This window comes from Nitrosomonas sp. TNE100 (assembly GCF_055387135.1).
The window spans coordinates 161191-177762 of sequence record NZ_AP040997.1; the positions used below are offsets into that span (position 1 = coordinate 161191).

Here is a 16572-nt window from a genome sequence, read left to right on the forward strand (position 1 = left end):
CCGGCACATTACAGTGAAAATCCTTCCAGTTCGGGAGGAATATCTCCGTCCTTGCAAGCAGTTGCCGTATCGATTTCCAGATCCCATTTTGCCATATCCCAGAGTTCAAATTTTTCGCCTTGTCCCGCGAGCACGACTTCTTTCTGTAAACCGGCAAATTGCCGCAAGGGGGCGCTGATCAGAATGCGACCGGAGCCATCCATTTCCACGTCACAGGCATTACCGATAATAAGTCTCTGCAAACTTCGAATCTGTGGGTTGAAGCTAGAAAAGCCGCTCAGTTTCTTTTCAATTGGTTCCCACACGGGCTGGGGGTATATCAGCAGGCATCTGGAGGGATCAGCAGTCACAACGATGTTGCCTCCACAATTGGCAAATAATTCATTCCGATATTTGGCGGGAATCGCGAGCCTTCCCTTGCTATCGAGATTTAATTGAGTGGAGCCACGAAACATTTCGTCCCTTTTGATTTCAATGGAGGTGGCTGTTTAATATTTGAATCGTATTTACTCCACTGGCATCCACAATTCTACATATTTCACCACTTTTTGCCACTTTACTCAATAAAATTTTCAGGGTCAAGTCGGGAGGAATTTTTATATTGTTGTGACAATTACTTAACAGATTTTTCCGGTAATCATTTCAAATAAAATCACCTTGTAAAGACAGCTTATTTCGGGATTTGAATATGGCATAGTACAAACCGGGAGAACATTTCAAACCAGACCGATATGGCTTTGGTATTTTGGGAACAGGCAGTTAATGACTTGTCGGGACGTGATCCGATGATGCACCGGATCATTCCGAGCATCTTGGTTATGCCCGGCATGATCCTGCCGGGCGTGGGGGGCGGTATCGGTCTCGATCCGCTGGATGATCTTGCACTTGTTATCGACATTGATCGACAGCTTGTAGCCGAAGTGGCTCTTCGGGCTTCTTCGTCCAGGTCACGTCGGTATCCTTCTTGCGCCGTGTCACCGGCTTCCAGTCGAATGCCTTGGGTAAATCTCTCCAGGAACAACCGGTATGCATGCGTACAGTATGCCTTCGACAGTTATCCGCAAATCTTGCTTGTTGTAGATGTTGTCGTGAAGCAAAATAGCCAATAGCTTCGACCAAAGTTCGGCATTGAGCAATAATCGGAGTATTGCAAGCTCGTATTGTTGTTGTTGTGTGAAAGCTACAACGATATGAGTGTTTCTTTAAATCAATGGCTTGAGACCAAACGGGAACAGGCCCTAGGCGCAGTATAATTACCGAAGAAAAACAGCGGTGATTCAAATCATTTGGACAAATACCATGACTCAACATATTTCCTGCGATTTACACGACTATATCGAAGTGGCTTGTATGTATGGCTATCAGGTCAGGTTGATCCTGAAGGACCAGTCAACTGCGGAAGGGAAGGCGAAGGATATTCTGGCGGATACTGAAACGCGTGAGTTTCTGCTGCTGGAAACTGAAATCGGATCCCAGCAGGTTGAATTAATTTTTCTCGATAAACTGCAAGTACTGACTCCGGATGCACGATTTACTGAAGTTGTCTTTTCCGGATCCTGTGAATCCTGAATCCGTTACGATCCGGAAACTGCCTGAATAATCAGGCTAATCAGGCGCGCAATCCGTCATCCGGCGGGCTGACTTTTCCAGATTCCGGCTTTCGCCGGAGTGACACAGCCTGAATTAACAGCGTAGCGGAATAACCGGTCTTTTCCCGGTCAGCGTCTACCATCGTACCACATCGACAGCTTCTTTTTATTACGCAATGAGCCCAAGGGAGACAATACCAGGTAAAAAAACTGCCTGGTAATCTCCCATCCACTGTAAAGCCTGGTTTTTCTGGAGGATGTTTCGAGCGGGTGTTTGCTCAAAATTGCAAACTTGAGCTTGTGCTGGCGGCCATATTTCTTGAGTTTCCGGCTCAATTCGATTTCTTCTGCCGCGTACAGTGTCAAATCAAACCCGCCTACCTCTTTGAATGCGATGGCATTGCATACTATCAGCGCCCCAGCAGCCCAGCCAAGCTGCACTGACAGCAGCGTCCATATTCGCAGCAATATCTCCGCCCATCTGGGCTGATCCGGCATATAAAGCGTGCTGCCCGCACCGACATGCCTGCCTTGTTTGATCAATTCAAACATATCACCTACCAGTCCGGCATTCATAAGGCAATCGGCATCCATAAATATCAGCCATTTCCCTTTGGCAACATCTGCGCCAGCAGTTCTGGCACGCGCAATATGATTGATCGGCTCAAAAACCACCCGGGCACCTGCTCGTTTAGCCAAACGAGCCGTTGCATCAGTAGAATTGTTATCCACTACGATGACTTCATGGGTATAGCCATAGGAGCGATTCGCCATCACTGCATCGGCAACTGAACGCAGGCACTGCTCGATCAATTGCTCTTCATTGAAAGCTGGAATGATAAAAGAAATGCGCATATAACCTATTTCAATAATAAAAATTCAGTAATTACTGCCATTACCGAGCGTTCATCGTAAATCGCAGAATTACAACCTTGTTCAGCTTACAATATAAAATTTGGGTAAGGATAGATATGCCCAGAAGCCTGCATTTATAATTACATCTTCCAATTTTAAACAGCTTGATTTCACGCGCCCCTGCCATATGATCTGGAAACCCAATGTTACAGTCGCCGCAGTTGTTGAACAGAATGGTAAATACCTGTTGGTGGAAGAAATTCCCAAAGGAACCGAGATAAAACTCAACCAACCAGCCGGTCATCTGGAACCCGGTGAGTCCATTATTCAGGCGTGCTGTCGAGAAGTACTGGAAGAAACTGGCCATACCTTTCAGCCTGAGGTGTTAACCGGCATTTATCATTGGACATCGACCTCGAATGGTATCACCTACCTGCGCTTTACCTTCTCCGGTCAAGTTACTGCTTTTGATCACGAAAGAAAACTCGATACCGGCATCATACGGGCAATCTGGCTCAATATAGATGAAATCCGTGCAAAACAGGCATTTCATCGCACACCGCTGGTAATGCAATGTATTGAAGACTACCTCGCCGGGAGAAACTATCCGCTGAATATCCTGAAGTACTACGGCTGAGAGCCAACCAGCTAACTACAAAATTCCGCACAAGGAATCTACATATGAACCGGTATGGTAACCCATGGGCTTTCTACACTCTTATCTAGCAAGGATAGAAACAGCAATCCCATAACCATACAAATCACGATGCTGCCCAGCTTGTTTTTTGTTATACAATCCGGTGGTGGTTTATGTTCTAACCCGAATCAAAAGAATCGAGCCAGAATCAAACGGCCCGGTTAAAAGGAAATACACTAAGCAGCACCAAAATTTGAAATCATAAAGTGGAGGAAATATGAAGAAGGTTTTTCGAAACAGATACGTTGCCGGGCTATGCCTCGCAATATCAATGTTTCTGGTATCGTTGCCCGCATCAGCTCAGCTGATGCTCGCGCACGAGGGGCATCATGATGACTCAGGGTGTAAAGTTGATGATGGAGATTTTCCTGTTGCGATCAGCATTTATGAAGTTCCGGAAGGGAATATTCCTCCTATGCATTCATATTGCAGTCATGTTCCCAATGCAGGCAAGATCAATATGACGATTGAGCTTTCCGATGCCAAGACACGTGAAGTTCCTATCGCTGTCAGGGTCCTTATGGAAGGACATGAAGGTAGTGAGCACGGCGCACATGAAGTGCTGTATATGCCTGCCGAGAAATATTCTTCCGGTATTATCGTGGTTGCAACCAATCTTGAACAAGTTGGGCAGTATAATGTTCAGCTGGAAACAGACGATGGTGCAGGCAATGTCAAAACAGCCGTCAAGATCCCGCTGCATATTGGAGAGGGGAGTGGCCACAGTCATGGATCCAACTTTGGTACGATGGAATTGATTCTACTTGCTGGTGTGGGCATAGCAGGTGCTTTCATTTTTCTTCGCAAGAAAGATCCCGCAAAAGCTTAACCAAGATAATATCAATTAAATATGAAAGCATGCAGCATTGTGTTGCCCAAATATAGAGCTGCATGCCTGAATACCTGGATACTCGAAAAAAGTGGCGCAAGCTATGCGTAAGCATACTCCCAACCATTTTCTTACAATAAAAAATCATGGCACTCAGTTTGATATCCCCATCGTTTTCTCATCAAGGCCTAATTCCAGCAGATCATACCTGCGACGGTGAGGACTCTTCTCCGAAGCTCATCTGGACAGGAGTACCAGAAAATACGAAAAGCCTGGTTCTGATCGTTGATGACCCGGATGCACCTGATCCACAGGCACCCAAAATGACATGGGTACATTGGGTACTTTACAATATTCCAATTACGGTTGATAACCTGCCAGCACAAGTAACCGTAGATAGATTGCCTGCCGGTACTTTGGAAGGTATAAACGACTGGGGAAGAACTGGTTACGGCGGACCATGTCCACCAATCGGAACCCATCGCTATTTTCATAAGTTGTACGCTCTGGATACTATATTGCCCGATTTGAACCAACCAACCAAAGCTGTTCTGGAAAAAGCCATGCAAGGTCACATTATTGCTCAGGCTGAATTAATCGGACGATATTGCCGCCCAAGCAACGCCTGAAACACAAACAGCCAAGTTAAAAGCCAACAAACTGCATCATCCTGTTAATCCTGGCTGCTGACTCCGATACTGCTATCACTCTTGTTAATATGTCTATCAAATCACGTATCCGTACTATCCCACACTACCCTCGCGAAGGGATTATGTTCCGGGATATCACCACTCTTCTGAAAGATCCAGTCGGATTGCGTATAACTATTGATGAGATTGCCGAGCGTTATCGGGCTGAAAAAATCGACAAAGTTGTCGGAATAGAATCTCGTGGTTTTATCTTTGCCGCACCGGTTGCTTATGCGCTGGGGGCCGGATTTGTTCCCATCCGCAAGCAAGGTAAATTGCCGGCAGAAACCATCAGCTGTGATTACCAACTGGAATATGGTTACGATAAGATTGAAATCCATGCGGATGCAATCGATAAAGACGACCGTGTGCTAATGATCGATGATCTAATTGCAACAGGTGGAACGATGGAAGCAGCGATCAAGCTGGTTCAGGAGATGGGCGGAAAAATAATCGAATGCTGTTTTGTGATTGATTTACCTGGTGTCGGTGGAAGTACACGGCTGCGCCAACAAGACCATCCACTGTATTCTCTGTGCAGTTTTGATGATTGAATCTGCTGGCGGCATCCTCGTCTCTGGATTAAACACGTATACAGATATCTAATTTCTGTTCAAACAGAATCGTTGCAATGCTAATATCCGCAGCAGATTAGCCGCAATCCTGCCGGTTAAGATGCCGGAGCAACTTTCCGCAATAACAAATTTTATATCGACCCAGCCTACTGGCTGCCGTGGAGTCCGTTCACATGTTAGATATCCAGCAATTACGTAGCGACCTACAAAATATTACTACTTGTCTAGCCCAAAGAGGTTACAACTTTCCTGTGTCCGATTTTGAGAATCTGGAAAGCCAACGTAAATCCATACAAACCCTGACTCAAACATTACAGGCAAAACGTAATTCAGCTTCTAAGCAAATTGGTATCGCCAAACAGCAGGGAGAAGATGTCAGTACGATCATGGCTGAAATAGCGAATATGGGAGATGCGTTAAAGCAGGCGGAAAATCAGTTCGAATCTATTCAAACCAAACTACAGCAATTGTTGATGGAAATTCCCAATCTGCCTCATAACAGCGTTCCGACAGGCAAGAATGCAGATGGCAATCTTGAAATAAGGCGCTGGGGAACGCCCAAGAATTTTGATTTTACAGTCAAGGATCATGTCAGCATCGGTGAGCATCTTGGGTTGATTGATTTTGAAACCGCGGCAAAGCTGAGCGGGGCACGCTTCTGCCTGCTGAAAGGCGGGGTGGCGCGGCTGCATCGCGCGCTGGCGCAATTTATGCTCGATGCCCATACGCAAGAAAATGGCTACAACGAGGTCTATGTGCCTTATCTAGTTAATGCGGACTGTTTGCGCGGAACTGGACAGCTACCCAAATTCGAACAAGATCTCTTTTCTGTACTGACCAACGCACAGGATGAAACAGATAATGTAGATAAAACAGGCATGGTTGGCCTGCGCCTCATTCCTACTGCCGAAGTCCCTCTTGCCAATATCGTTCGCAATACGATTGTTCCTCTTGAGCAGCTTCCGCTTAAGTTTGTCGCTCATACTCCGTGTTTCCGTTCCGAGGCGGGAAGTTACGGTAAGGATACACGCGGATTAATCCGTCAGCATCAATTTGATAAGGTCGAACTGGTACAAATCACCCATCCGGAAAAATCTTACGAAGCATTGGAATCGCTGGTAGGTCATGCCGAGAAAATTCTCCAAAAGCTGGAGCTGCCTTATAGGATCATGTTGTTGTGTACAGGAGATATGGGATTCTCTGCCGCCAAGACTTACGACATTGAAGTATGGCTACCCGCACAACAAACCTACCGGGAGATATCATCGTGTAGTAATTGTGAAGCGTTCCAGGCGCGACGCATGCAAGCACGCTTCCGTAAGGGGCAAGATAAACCGGAACTGCTGCATACACTTAATGGCTCTGGACTAGCAGTAGGACGAACGCTGGTGGCCATCTTGGAAAATTATCAGAATGAAGATGGCAGTGTTACTATCCCGGAAATTTTGCAGACTTATATGGGCGGCATCAAGCGGATCAGCCTATAATGTATGCATGTTCGTCTGTATTAACTACTAGAAATGGAGGATTCTGATGCAAAATGACAATCATGATGCCACCCATACTGATAAGGATGTTACCCAACTTGCCGAAGAAGTCAGGAAAGCAATAGAGCAGGGTGGTGATGTGGAAAATGCTGTCAGAAATCTTACACTCAAGACTATGCACTCTAACGGTCTGGATATCGAATCCCTGAAACAGATAGCAACCGCTGTAATGGAAGGGGCTCAGGCTGGTGCGCAGCAGAAAATAACGCATGCCACAGGGCAATCTCAAACAGCGCGATCACAAATCACCCAGGCAGTCAGCGGACTAGATGGTGCTTTTGCTCAATTGGCCGGTGCTTCCAAGCTGGCTCTGGAAGAAGCAGCAGGAAAAGCAAAGCAGTTCTCCGACAGCGACCTGGCCAAAGCCCGGGCAGATTTGGAAGATCTGGAAGATGTATTTCTGGATACCCTGAAACAGACGGCTTCCGCCACACAGGGTTTGATTGCTGAAACACTGCAGGACCTGCTAACACATGCACAACATAATGGCACCGCTGTGGGCAGACAGATCAAAGATACGCTGGCAGTTTTGGCGCATCAAGTAGCTTCAGCCGGCCGGGCACAATTTGAAGCGGGCGTAAAACTCACTCAAATGACTGCAGATCTTCTGTACAAAATTTCTACCGGGGTCTTATCCGGCATCACCAGTCAAACTGATCGGGATAAAAAATAATCATTTCTCCGATCCAGAAAATCTGTCGAAAATTCTGGCGCGCCTCAACCTGGTAAATAATAACGGTTAACTGGGTTGAGCAAGCTATCCAGCTCGTAACAAAGCGGCTGACCTGTCGTAATTGATAAGCGCATCACCTGTGCGCCTGTCAATCCTTCCAATTGCATAACTAAAGTTCTTAAAAGCCCCTTGTGCGAGACAATTAGCAAACGTTTCCCCTGCCTGATTTCAGGGAGAATCGTTTGCTGCCAGAAGGGCTGTACGCGCACCAATGCTTGTTGCATACTTTCTGCCAGAGGTAACTGGGCATGATTAACTGCTGCATAGCGCTGCTGGCTGGCGGGTACACGAGGATCATTTGCCATCAGCAATGGAGGCACCGCATCAAAATGGAGCTGGCTTTTCAGTACCGGCCAGATACCAAATCTACGAATGGCAGCCCAAGGACGCATGCCCTCCAGTGCGCCGTAATGACGTTCATTCAGCCGCCAGCTCCGATGAACCGGGAGATGGCTCAGGCTCATTTCCGATTGTACAAAAGCGAGCGTATCTCGTGCGCGCTTTAGCTCCGAACAGAAACAGATATCAAAACTAAAACCTGCCTGCTTGAGACGCTGGCCTGCTCTTCTTGCTTCCTCCTCACCTTGCAAGCTGAGTGCAATATCACTCCAACCAGTAAAGTGCCTGTCTTTATTCCAGACACTTTTCCCATGGCGGAGCAATACCAGCCGGGTTAACTTTTCTGTTTTACTCACAAATATGATTGTAAATTTTTAGAGACAGTAAAAGTTACAAAAATATTAAACATCAATCCCGTACATTATTTTTCTTTACTGCCGCCGTAGATTCCTGCCAGATTTGCCTCAATGCAGACCACAATCCATTACGATTGGCTTGTAAAATCAATTGGTTATCACCAAATTCCTGTGCAAGCCTCTTTTGAGCCTTGCCGAGATTGTGGTAGGGCATGCTCATGAAAAGATGGTGTGTAGCGTGGTAACGCAGCCCGACCGGCGCCCATAATCCAGTCATAAAATTACCGGGGACATTGATGGAATCAAGATACTGCTCAACCAGTGTCAGATGATAATCACCTCTATGACGATACGCATGGGCAGCCAGAGTGCGCAGTGAATTCAGGATAAAAATTGCGACAGCAACCACATACCAGAGCACCAATACCTGCCAGGATAACTTCCCCAATATCACACTGGCTACGACAATTACTGCAAACAAAAATGTCGCCAGCTCCTGCAGCTGCCAATGATGATCGTTACGTACAGCATTTGCTCGACGAATATAGGCTGGATTAATTGTTAGCGAAGAAGCACGCTCCCAGATAATTTTCCGCAAGGGTGGAATCAGATACGAAATTGGAGTCAGCAACAAAAACCGCATCACCAGCAGTAGCGGCAGAATCAGTGAAAGCAGTACATAACCTACTAACCCTACCGGATGTTGAGTGGCAAAGGGAAGATATTCCCCATCTTCAGAGGTGCCATAGATAGCCGGTTTATGATGATCATAATGCACGCCGTCATAGGTAAAAGACGGGATCATAAATGGAATGCCACAAGTCAGATTCCACACCAGTCGGAACATTTTGAACGTTCCTCGCTCAAGATGGGCAAGCTCATGGATGAAAATTGCAGCACGATAAAAGGCAAATATCGCTACCCAACAAGAAAGTATTTGCCAGATGGAAAACCATGACATGTGGAATGCCGTCGCGAAAGCTGCCCATCCCAGCATGATGTGAAACAGAAAATCTGACCAGTAAATTCCAGGATCAGGCGTCATTAGGTCACGCACCAATGCACGCGCCTCATATAAGGGAAAATTGACTTGTATCGTATTATCGTTATCAGCAGCCATGAGGGAAAATATTTTTCAAATTTATCCCCAGTTAGAAATCAGGTGTTTGATTATCAGCTGGTTTATATCTGGATTGGTTCCGTTAATTTTGCTGAAATCAGGCATACCGGGCCAACCAGCGTCAAAAAAAGTTTTACCAGCAAATTCTCTGGCTTGTGCATAACGAGGAATAACGTGAAAATGGACATCAGGGTCAACCATCATCAACATCAGGTAATTCAATTTGTCATACTGAAAGGCTTTTCTTAAAGCAACGTCAATCTTGCCAGTCACAATTTTCAGTTCAGTAAAACTGGCACTGCTCAACGCAGAAAAACTTTGTACCGGTTCATGCGCAATCAAAACCAAAGCACCCAAGGTCAACTGGGCTGGACGCAACAGCACGCTCCAATACTGAAACTGGCAAATAACTGTGTCTGGCGCGCCAAACTTCTGCATGGTGCCATTAAATATTTTCATACTCACTATCTTTTCTCCAGATCAGCCTGGTGCCTGCAGGAACTGATCAGATTGCGATTGATCTGCAGCAATCTCCACACAAGAGAAGTAGTTTCTCGCCCTCTGTAAATCCTGAATAAAGTCAATTTCACACCAGTGATTACCAACAACCGAGTGGCTACTTACTATACCTTGTTTAGCTAACGCACTGATAATAGCCAGATACCACGATCCAAGTTTCTCCGGTTCGCGTAATGCCTGCTCCACTGCATTACGGAAAAGCCGCGCACCTTGCCCGCTGAAACGAATCAGTCCAATTGATTCTGCATTGGTTTCCTCTACAGACAGTTTCTTGCTGACCTGTTTCACTTGGCCTAGCAGATCAAGCTGAACCTTCATGTCATCGTCATCAAATTTTTCTTTAAAATCAATGCATAAAGTGATTGGTGCTATTTGTGTGCGCAACACACCTGACAGCAAATTATCTTCCAGCAGCGTATCACCATTCAGTAATAGAAATCCGGTATTCATCTCTTCACGTGCAATCCAGCAACTGGCCAGATTATCCGCTACTTCGTAGAAAGGATTAAACACAACCCGAATATTAGAATGATTCGGATAGCGTTCGGCTAACAGCATTTCCACTTTGCCAATTTGGAAGCCGGCGACGATTACGATTTCCTGGATACCATTGGCCAGCAAGGTATCAATCTGCCAAACAATCACCGGTTTGCCTGAAACTGGCAACAGGCATTTAGGAGTATCTTCAGTCAAGGGTAATAATCGTCTGCCCTGCCCGGCACTCAGAATGATCGCCTTACCCGGAAAATCATCAATTTGATCAGTCATTTTTATATCCGGCTCTATTCAATTACGGGTTCTTTCGATATATTCACACATTTAGCAGTACGCTCATTTTTCTCAATTCATCCGCTATATGCCTGATAGCAGAAAGAAAAGCGTCAACTTCTTCAATTGTATTATCTGGCCCCAGACTTGCCCTTACCGCACATCGCGCCAGAATAGTTGGTACATTCATGGCTTCCAGTACATGACTTTTACCGGGTACAGTACTGGAACAGGCAGCGCCACTGGCAACTGCAAATCCTCTTTTATCCAGGCGAACAACTAAGGTATCGCCTTCTATATCTGGCAATGCAAAATAACAGGTATTAGGCAAGCGAGAAGCATCCAATCCAAATACCGTAGCACCCATCGCCAGCAAACCATGCTCCAGATGATCACGCAACTTCACCGTGTGTGCCATTGATTCAGTTAGCCTGGATATAGCAAGTTCACAAGCAGCACCAAATCCGACAATAGCTGGCACATTCTCGGTACCGGAGCGCAGCCCATCTTCATGGCCGCCTCCGTAAATGAGCGGTTTAAGTGGTAGACGCGCATCAATAATCAGCGCTGCAGCCCCCTTGGGCCCGCAAATTTTATGTGCAGACAACGTCATGGCATGTATGCCAAGTTCATCAAAATTTACCGGAACTTTACCAAATGCCTGCACTGCATCGGTATGCATCCAAGTACCCTGTGCCTTTGCAGCCTCAGCAATGGAAGTAACATCCTGAATCACACCAGTTTCATTATTTGCCAGCATTACTGAAACCATGGCTGGTTTTTCTGCAACCAGCATTTCCGTTGCTTCATCCGTATTTACCTGTCCTGCAGCATCCACTGACAGATAATGCAGTTGCCATTTCTCACCGTTTTTTCTTGTCAGTGCCTGCGCGGTACGCATGACGCATGGATGCTCAATTGCACTTACAATCAGTGCGGAAGGCTTCAGGCTATCTGCTACACCGCGAATAAACAAGTTATTTGCCTCAGAACCACCACTGGTAAAAATGACCTGTGCAGGCCGAGCTCCTACCGCCTGAGCCACCTGTTCACGCGCCTGATCAATTGCTCGGCGTGCAGCCAATCCAAGGGAATGACTGCTAGACGCATTACCATAATGTTCACGGAAGTAAGGCAGCATCGCTGTCAGCACTGCATCATCCACTTTAGTAGTGGCATTATGATCAAAATAAACTTGAGTCATGAGATGTAAGAATCGGTTAGTACACCGGATAGCTTGTATCCGGCAAACTCCTGATATAGAAATCAATAAAGAACGAGTATAGTCAAATTTGTGGACTGCGGATACGATCTTTCAAATATCTGCCTCAAATTAACTGGCAACAGATAAATCACTCGATGGTGCAATCACAAGATACCTGCCCAGAGGGTGATGCATCTAATTTGTACGGTGGCAAGAAAAGAAGAGGTGTTTTTGGCGTATCTTATAGCAAGCAAGCAAGCAAGCAAGCAAGCAAGCAAGCAAGCAACGCCATGCCAGTGGATAAAGCGATGGTGGGTATTCTCCCGTAGTCCGGCGGTAAATCCCTCCCTATGCCCCTTCTCTGCCCGGTAAATGCTCATCAAGTAGCAACCAGCTTATTTGAAATATCATGCCTGCGATGGGGTTGTGTTGTATGAGATCCTTTTAAAAATAAAAGAATCTCATATTTTCAATCTCGTGACTACGCCATCTAAGTTAAAATCGACATTTCTCATTCGCGTTGACTGGGTAGGGTGATCAGGGTAGAATCGCCGCACTTTTTTAGGGACATTTCACTTTTTAATTTTTCGACGTATCCGCTTGGATTATGTTTCTGATTAAGCACAGACCGCTTGGTATTGTTCTGCTCTGGCAACTGACATTTGCATTTGTGGTGGCGATTGTTTGTGGTTTGTTGTCAGGTGTAAGTGGCGCATTCTCTGGTTTTTTTGGTGTATTAGTCAGCGTAATTGCAGGAGGTGCTTACGCAGTTTTGGTATCCAGGCACAGCGGATATTCTGCAGGTGATGTTTTACGCACGGCACTTCGTGCGGAAGCTGTGAAAATATTTTTAATAGTAATGCTGTTATGGATCGTGTTTGCAGCATATAAAGATTTGAAGCCTGTTATATTTATTGGTTCGTTTACTGTTGCTGTATTGATGTCAAGCATGGCAGTGTTTGTTTCAGAAAAGCCTCCTGTTAAATGAACATATCAAATAACGTAATAAAGGTAAGTAGATGTCAACTGAAGCTGAGTTAAACCCAACATCGTACATACAGCATCACTTAACACATATGACGATGAGCATCGGAGAGGGTTCATTCTGGGTTTTGCATGTGGATACACTGGTGATGTCATTGATACTTGGCGTGATCAGTCTTGGTTTTATTTGGATGGTTGTTAGGAAAGCTACGTCGGGAGTCCCCGGTAAAACACAGGCTTTTGTTGAGTTGTTGATAGAATTTATAGATGATCAGGTAAAAAATACATTTCACGGAAATCGTCATGCCTTTGTTGCCCCGGCGGCGTTAACAATTTTTGTCTGGGTTCTTCTGTTAAATTCCATGGATTTTTTGCCTGTCGATATTATGGCGTGGATTTACGAGCACTTGTTCGGTCTGCATAACTGGCGAGGTGTGCCGACGGCAGATGTTAATACAACTTTTGCACTTGCGCTTTCTATCTGGATGCTAACAATTTACTTCAGCATCAAAGTAAAGGGTTTTGGAGGGTGGATTAAAGAGTTGTTTTGCGCCCCTTTCGGCAAGAATCCTATATTGTGGCCGTTTAATTTGTTGTTGAATCTGATTGAATACATCTCAAAGCCTTTATCTCATTCTTTGCGACTTTTTGGGAACATGTATGCGGGTGAGATTATTTTTATGTTGCTCGGTATGTGGGCGGCAACAGGGATCGCCGGTACAATTTTTGGAGCTGTCCTTGGTGTTGGTTGGGCAATTTTTCACATACTGATCGTGGTGTTGCATGCGTTTATATTTATGATACTGGCTGTGGTTTATCTTTCCATGGCGCATGAATCACATTGATTTAAAAGGTTTTTTGTTATTAACTTGAACTAAAGGGAAAAATATGGATAACGTTCAATTTCTTGCAATGATTCAGGCGTATACCGGAATTGGTATTGGATTAATGATTGGTTTGGGTGCAGCGGGTGCGTGTATTGGTGTGGGTGTGATGTGCGGCCGATTTTTGGAAGGTGCTGCTCGTCAGCCTGAAATGATTCCTACCTTGCAGGGTAAGGTGTTTTTGTTGCTGGGATTGACTGATGCTTCATTTATTATTGCCGTAGGTTTAGCAATGCTTTTTGCATTTGGTAACCCATTGTTAGCTGTTGTTCAGTAAATTATTGAATTAGTTGCCGAATGTAAATAAGGGGCTGTTATGAATATAAATTTCACATTGGTCTCGCAAGCGATAGCTTTTTCCATATTTATATGGTTTACCACAAAATTTGTGTGGCCGTATTTGTTGCGTGCTATTGAAGAGCGTCAGCAGAAAATAGCGGATGGCTTGGCAGCAGGTGAGCGTGGTAAGAAGGAATTGGAGCTTGCCAGCCAGCGTTCATCAGAGGTATTGAAAGAAGCCAAGCAGCGTGCGGGTGAGATCGTTATTCAGGCGGAAAAAAGAGCTTCTGACATCATAGAAGAAGCTAAAAAGAATGCTCGAGTTGAGGGTGAAAAAATTCTAGCCGGAGCTAAAGCGGAAATTCAGCATGAGATTTTTAGTGCGCGTGAATCATTGCGTCAACAGGTGGCGGGGTTGGCAGTGCAAGGTGCTTCAAAAATTCTACGTCGTGAAGTAAATGCCAAGGCTCATGCTGATCTACTGGCATCAATAGAGACAGAGTTAAAATAAATGGCTGAAGCGATAACAATTGCACGACCGTATGCAGAGGCAGTTTTCAGACTTGCTCAAGGAAGTGAATCTTTGTCACTCTGGTCGGAGATGCTTGGGATTGTCAGCTCTGTTATTCAGGAATCTCAGGTAAATGCTTTAATCGGTAACCCACAAATCCCATCAATAAAACTGCGTGAAATCGTTTTCAGTATTTGTGATAAAGAACTAAATGAAGATGGAAGGCGTTTAATTTCATTGTTGATTGAAAATGGACGGCTACTTGTATTGCCGCAGATAAGCGAGCTGTATGAGCAGCTTAAGGCGCAACATGAGAGTGTGCTTGAAGCGGAAATAGTATCAGCATTTCCTCTTGAATCGTATCAGCTGGAAAAGCTCATATCGGTTCTGGAGGCAAAATTTCAGCATAAAGTAAAGGCTCAGGTAAGTGTGGATAGTGGGCTTATTGGTGGCGTAAAAATTGAAATCGGTGACCAGGTGATTGACAGTTCTGTGTCCGGAAAGCTGGAAGCTATGGCGGCGACTCTCAAAAGCTAGGAGTGATATAAAATGCAGTTAAATCCATCAGAAATCAGTGAATTAATCAAGAGTAAAATTGAAGGCCTTTCTGTTACATCGGAATTTCGTACACAAGGAACTATTGTATCGTTAACGGATGGTATCGTTCGAGTGCACGGTCTTTCTGACGTAATGCAAGGCGAGATGCTGGAGTTTCCGGGTGGGACGTATGGCCTGGCGTTAAATTTGGAGCGTGATTCGGTTGGTGCGGTTATCTTAGGTGCTTACGAACATCTTACGGAAGGGGATATCGTAAAATGTACTGGCAGAGTTCTTGAGGTTCCTGTAGGAGAGGCTTTGCTGGGTCGTGTCGTAAATGCTTTAGGGCAGCCGATTGATGGTAAAGGACCTATAGCTGCACAGGGAATGGAACCAATAGAGAAAATTGCTCCTGGCGTCATATCACGTAAATCAGTTGATCAACCAATGCAAACTGGCTTGAAATCGGTTGATTCAATGGTTCCGATCGGAAGAGGGCAGCGTGAGTTGATCATTGGAGATCGGCAGACAGGTAAAACAGCAGTTGCAATTGATGCGATCATTAATCAAAAAGGTGAAGATATGATCTGCATCTATGTTGCAATAGGTCAGAAAGCCTCATCAATTGCAAACGTGGTGCGTAAACTGGAAGAAGTTGGTGCCATGGCATATACCATTGTGGTAGTGGCTTCTGCTTCTGAATCAGCAGCTATGCAGTATATTGCACCTTATTCTGGCTGTACCATGGGTGAATATTTTCGTGACAAGGGGCAAGATGCGCTGATTGTCTATGATGACCTAACTAAGCAGGCATGGGCTTATCGTCAGATTTCTTTGTTGTTGCGCCGACCTCCTGGTCGTGAGGCTTATCCGGGAGATGTTTTCTATCTTCACTCTCGTTTATTAGAAAGAGCAGCAAGAGTGAATGCTGATTATGTTGAAAAAGCTACTGGTGGAAAAGTAAAAGGAAAAACAGGATCGCTAACCGCGTTACCTATTATTGAAACTCAAGCAGGTGACGTAACGGCATTTGTACCTACTAACGTAATTTCAATTACGGATGGTCAGATATTCCTTGAGTCTGATTTATTTAATGCAGGTATACGGCCGGCAATCAATGCTGGTGTTTCGGTTTCCAGAGTCGGGGGCGCTGCTCAGACCAAGGTCATCAAAAAACTAGGCGGTGGTATTCGTTTGGCTTTGGCGCAATATCGTGAACTTGCTGCTTTTGCACAGTTTGCTTCTGATCTTGATGAGGCCACACGTAAGCAACTGGAGCGTGGAAAAATGGCTACCGAGTTAATGAAGCAGGCGCAGTACGCTACATTAAAAGTTTCAGAGATGGCATTAACACTGTTTGCGTTAAATAAAGGTTATTTTGATGATGTTGACATTAAGCGCGCTCTTGCTTTTGAGTCTGCATTAAAAAGCCATGTTCGTAGTCATCATGCTGCAATACTGGATAAGATCGAGACAACCAAGGAGCTTGACGCTGAAACAGAAAAGGCGTTAGAAGCAGCTATTCAGGAATTTAAGCAGAACGGGATATACTAACCC

Annotated in this window: 22 protein-coding genes and 1 pseudogene; 14 read left to right on the forward strand and 9 right to left on the reverse strand. The window is 45.2% G+C overall.

The features are described 5' to 3' along the window. Positions 1–8 precede the first annotated feature (8 nt). Together mraZ and ACZ5EJ_RS00765 are read right to left on the reverse strand one after the other, a co-directional pair. Positions 9–455: a division/cell wall cluster transcriptional repressor MraZ gene (gene mraZ, locus ACZ5EJ_RS00760; RefSeq protein WP_011633383.1), complete on the reverse strand. Its 447-nt coding sequence runs from the start codon at positions 453–455 to the stop codon at positions 9–11. A gap of 345 nt (positions 456–800) precedes the next feature. Then, positions 801–1148: pseudogene (locus ACZ5EJ_RS00765) on the reverse strand (transposase); the annotation flags it as partial. A gap of 151 nt (positions 1149–1299) precedes the next feature. Here ACZ5EJ_RS00765 and ACZ5EJ_RS00770 point away from each other — a divergent pair. Continuing rightward, complete coding sequence (locus ACZ5EJ_RS00770; RefSeq protein ID WP_464557264.1) at positions 1300–1569, forward strand: Rho-binding antiterminator; 270 nt, start codon at positions 1300–1302, stop codon at positions 1567–1569. 40 nt (positions 1570–1609) lie between these two features. Here the strand turns inward: ACZ5EJ_RS00770 and ACZ5EJ_RS00775 are convergent, their stop codons facing one another. Continuing rightward, positions 1610–1732, reverse strand: a complete 123-nt coding sequence (locus ACZ5EJ_RS00775; RefSeq protein ID WP_464557265.1) for a hypothetical protein — start codon at positions 1730–1732, stop codon at positions 1610–1612. Then, entirely contained in the window at positions 1719–2444 is a 726-nt protein-coding gene (locus ACZ5EJ_RS00780) for a glycosyltransferase (RefSeq protein ID WP_464557266.1), read from the reverse strand. The genes ACZ5EJ_RS00775 and ACZ5EJ_RS00780 overlap by 14 nt, the downstream gene beginning before the upstream one ends. A 187-nt stretch (positions 2445–2631) precedes the next feature. Between ACZ5EJ_RS00780 and ACZ5EJ_RS00785 the strand changes: the two genes are divergently transcribed. The 6 genes from ACZ5EJ_RS00785 (at position 2632) to ACZ5EJ_RS00810 (ending at position 7454) form a co-directional block, all read left to right on the forward strand. After that, positions 2632–3081, forward strand: coding sequence for an NUDIX hydrolase (locus tag ACZ5EJ_RS00785; RefSeq protein ID WP_464557268.1), 450 nt, complete (start codon positions 2632–2634; stop codon positions 3079–3081). Positions 3082–3358: 277 nt separating this feature from the next. After that, on the forward strand, positions 3359–3970 hold the full coding sequence (locus ACZ5EJ_RS00790; RefSeq protein WP_011633388.1) for a hypothetical protein: 612 nt from the start codon (positions 3359–3361) through the stop codon (positions 3968–3970). Positions 3971–4116: 146 nt separating this feature from the next. Then, entirely contained in the window at positions 4117–4599 is a 483-nt protein-coding gene (locus ACZ5EJ_RS00795) for a YbhB/YbcL family Raf kinase inhibitor-like protein (RefSeq protein WP_074455753.1), read from the forward strand. An 89-nt stretch (positions 4600–4688) separates the two neighbouring features. Beyond that, a complete protein-coding gene (locus ACZ5EJ_RS00800) occupies positions 4689–5213 on the forward strand; it encodes an adenine phosphoribosyltransferase (protein WP_011633390.1) in 525 nt (174 codons plus the stop codon). A gap of 194 nt (positions 5214–5407) precedes the next feature. Further along, a complete protein-coding gene (gene serS, locus ACZ5EJ_RS00805; protein ID WP_074455752.1) occupies positions 5408–6721 on the forward strand; it encodes a serine--tRNA ligase in 1314 nt (437 codons plus the stop codon). A 46-nt stretch (positions 6722–6767) separates the two neighbouring features. After that, the gene (locus ACZ5EJ_RS00810) at positions 6768–7454 is read left to right on the forward strand and encodes a DUF6781 family protein (RefSeq protein WP_011633392.1); all 687 of its coding nucleotides are present in this window, start codon (positions 6768–6770) and stop codon (positions 7452–7454) included. Between the two features lie 44 nt (positions 7455–7498). Here ACZ5EJ_RS00810 and ACZ5EJ_RS00815 read toward each other — a convergent pair whose 3' ends face one another. Genes ACZ5EJ_RS00815 through ACZ5EJ_RS00835 form a run of 5 tightly spaced genes read right to left on the reverse strand, consistent with a single transcriptional unit; the run spans position 7499 to position 11820 of the window. Further along, positions 7499–8209: a 2,3-bisphosphoglycerate-dependent phosphoglycerate mutase gene (locus ACZ5EJ_RS00815; RefSeq protein WP_074455751.1), complete on the reverse strand. Its 711-nt coding sequence runs from the start codon at positions 8207–8209 to the stop codon at positions 7499–7501. Between the two features lie 52 nt (positions 8210–8261). Continuing rightward, positions 8262–9329, reverse strand: coding sequence for a fatty acid desaturase family protein (locus ACZ5EJ_RS00820; RefSeq protein WP_074455750.1), 1068 nt, complete (start codon positions 9327–9329; stop codon positions 8262–8264). A 21-nt stretch (positions 9330–9350) separates the two neighbouring features. Further along, positions 9351–9788, reverse strand: coding sequence for an HIT domain-containing protein (locus ACZ5EJ_RS00825; RefSeq protein ID WP_074455749.1), 438 nt, complete (start codon positions 9786–9788; stop codon positions 9351–9353). Between the two features lie 21 nt (positions 9789–9809). Next, positions 9810–10616 carry a phosphocholine cytidylyltransferase family protein gene (locus ACZ5EJ_RS00830; RefSeq protein ID WP_074455748.1) on the reverse strand — a complete coding sequence of 269 codons (807 nt, stop codon included), beginning with the start codon at positions 10614–10616 and terminating at the stop codon, positions 9810–9812. A 43-nt stretch (positions 10617–10659) separates the two neighbouring features. After that, complete coding sequence (locus ACZ5EJ_RS00835; RefSeq protein WP_074455747.1) at positions 10660–11820, reverse strand: cysteine desulfurase family protein; 1161 nt, start codon at positions 11818–11820, stop codon at positions 10660–10662. A gap of 155 nt (positions 11821–11975) precedes the next feature. Here ACZ5EJ_RS00835 and ACZ5EJ_RS00840 point away from each other — a divergent pair, with 155 nt between their 5' ends. From ACZ5EJ_RS00840 to atpA, 7 genes are all read left to right on the forward strand, one after another. Beyond that, positions 11976–12149 (forward strand): hypothetical protein, encoded by a 174-nt coding sequence (locus ACZ5EJ_RS00840; RefSeq protein ID WP_464557749.1) that lies wholly within the window; start codon positions 11976–11978, stop codon positions 12147–12149. A 278-nt stretch (positions 12150–12427) separates the two neighbouring features. Next, entirely contained in the window at positions 12428–12808 is a 381-nt protein-coding gene (locus ACZ5EJ_RS00845; RefSeq protein ID WP_011633398.1) for an ATP synthase subunit I, read from the forward strand. Positions 12809–12839: 31 nt separating this feature from the next. Beyond that, positions 12840–13649 carry a F0F1 ATP synthase subunit A gene (atpB, locus tag ACZ5EJ_RS00850; protein ID WP_011633399.1) on the forward strand — a complete coding sequence of 270 codons (810 nt, stop codon included), beginning with the start codon at positions 12840–12842 and terminating at the stop codon, positions 13647–13649. Between the two features lie 43 nt (positions 13650–13692). After that, positions 13693–13965 carry a F0F1 ATP synthase subunit C gene (atpE, locus tag ACZ5EJ_RS00855; RefSeq protein WP_011633400.1) on the forward strand — a complete coding sequence of 91 codons (273 nt, stop codon included), beginning with the start codon at positions 13693–13695 and terminating at the stop codon, positions 13963–13965. A 39-nt stretch (positions 13966–14004) separates the two neighbouring features. Next, positions 14005–14478, forward strand: coding sequence for a F0F1 ATP synthase subunit B (locus ACZ5EJ_RS00860; RefSeq protein ID WP_011633401.1), 474 nt, complete (start codon positions 14005–14007; stop codon positions 14476–14478). Next, a complete protein-coding gene (locus tag ACZ5EJ_RS00865) occupies positions 14479–15015 on the forward strand; it encodes a F0F1 ATP synthase subunit delta (protein WP_074455746.1) in 537 nt (178 codons plus the stop codon). 12 nt (positions 15016–15027) lie between these two features. Then, a complete protein-coding gene (atpA, locus tag ACZ5EJ_RS00870; protein WP_074455745.1) occupies positions 15028–16569 on the forward strand; it encodes a F0F1 ATP synthase subunit alpha in 1542 nt (513 codons plus the stop codon). Positions 16570–16572 lie beyond the last annotated feature (3 nt).

Bases quoted from the DNA above. Each gene is read 5' to 3' on its own strand.
- ACZ5EJ_RS00780 (WP_464557266.1), bottom strand. From the start codon at position 2,444: ATGCGCATTTCTTTTATCATTCCAGCTTTCAATGAAGAGCAATTGATC.
- ACZ5EJ_RS00795 (WP_074455753.1), top strand. From the start codon at position 4,117: ATGGCACTCAGTTTGATATCCCCATCGTTTTCTCATCAAGGCCTAATT.
- ACZ5EJ_RS00825 (WP_074455749.1), bottom strand. From the start codon at position 9,788: ATGAAAATATTTAATGGCACCATGCAGAAGTTTGGCGCGCCAGACACA.
- ACZ5EJ_RS00830 (WP_074455748.1), bottom strand. From the start codon at position 10,616: ATGACTGATCAAATTGATGATTTTCCGGGTAAGGCGATCATTCTGAGT.
- ACZ5EJ_RS00810 (WP_011633392.1), top strand. From the start codon at position 6,768: ATGCAAAATGACAATCATGATGCCACCCATACTGATAAGGATGTTACC.
- ACZ5EJ_RS00785 (WP_464557268.1), top strand. From the start codon at position 2,632: ATGATCTGGAAACCCAATGTTACAGTCGCCGCAGTTGTTGAACAGAAT.
- ACZ5EJ_RS00835 (WP_074455747.1), bottom strand. From the start codon at position 11,820: ATGACTCAAGTTTATTTTGATCATAATGCCACTACTAAAGTGGATGAT.
- ACZ5EJ_RS00860 (WP_011633401.1), top strand. From the start codon at position 14,005: ATGAATATAAATTTCACATTGGTCTCGCAAGCGATAGCTTTTTCCATA.
- mraZ (WP_011633383.1), bottom strand. From the start codon at position 455: ATGTTTCGTGGCTCCACTCAATTAAATCTCGATAGCAAGGGAAGGCTC.
- ACZ5EJ_RS00845 (WP_011633398.1), top strand. From the start codon at position 12,428: ATGTTTCTGATTAAGCACAGACCGCTTGGTATTGTTCTGCTCTGGCAA.
- atpB (WP_011633399.1), top strand. From the start codon at position 12,840: ATGTCAACTGAAGCTGAGTTAAACCCAACATCGTACATACAGCATCAC.
- ACZ5EJ_RS00790 (WP_011633388.1), top strand. From the start codon at position 3,359: ATGAAGAAGGTTTTTCGAAACAGATACGTTGCCGGGCTATGCCTCGCA.
- ACZ5EJ_RS00800 (WP_011633390.1), top strand. From the start codon at position 4,689: ATGTCTATCAAATCACGTATCCGTACTATCCCACACTACCCTCGCGAA.
- ACZ5EJ_RS00840 (WP_464557749.1), top strand. From the start codon at position 11,976: ATGGTGCAATCACAAGATACCTGCCCAGAGGGTGATGCATCTAATTTG.
- ACZ5EJ_RS00770 (WP_464557264.1), top strand. From the start codon at position 1,300: ATGACTCAACATATTTCCTGCGATTTACACGACTATATCGAAGTGGCT.
- atpE (WP_011633400.1), top strand. From the start codon at position 13,693: ATGGATAACGTTCAATTTCTTGCAATGATTCAGGCGTATACCGGAATT.
- ACZ5EJ_RS00865 (WP_074455746.1), top strand. From the start codon at position 14,479: ATGGCTGAAGCGATAACAATTGCACGACCGTATGCAGAGGCAGTTTTC.
- ACZ5EJ_RS00775 (WP_464557265.1), bottom strand. From the start codon at position 1,732: ATGGTAGACGCTGACCGGGAAAAGACCGGTTATTCCGCTACGCTGTTA.
- serS (WP_074455752.1), top strand. From the start codon at position 5,408: ATGTTAGATATCCAGCAATTACGTAGCGACCTACAAAATATTACTACT.
- ACZ5EJ_RS00820 (WP_074455750.1), bottom strand. From the start codon at position 9,329: ATGGCTGCTGATAACGATAATACGATACAAGTCAATTTTCCCTTATAT.
- atpA (WP_074455745.1), top strand. From the start codon at position 15,028: ATGCAGTTAAATCCATCAGAAATCAGTGAATTAATCAAGAGTAAAATT.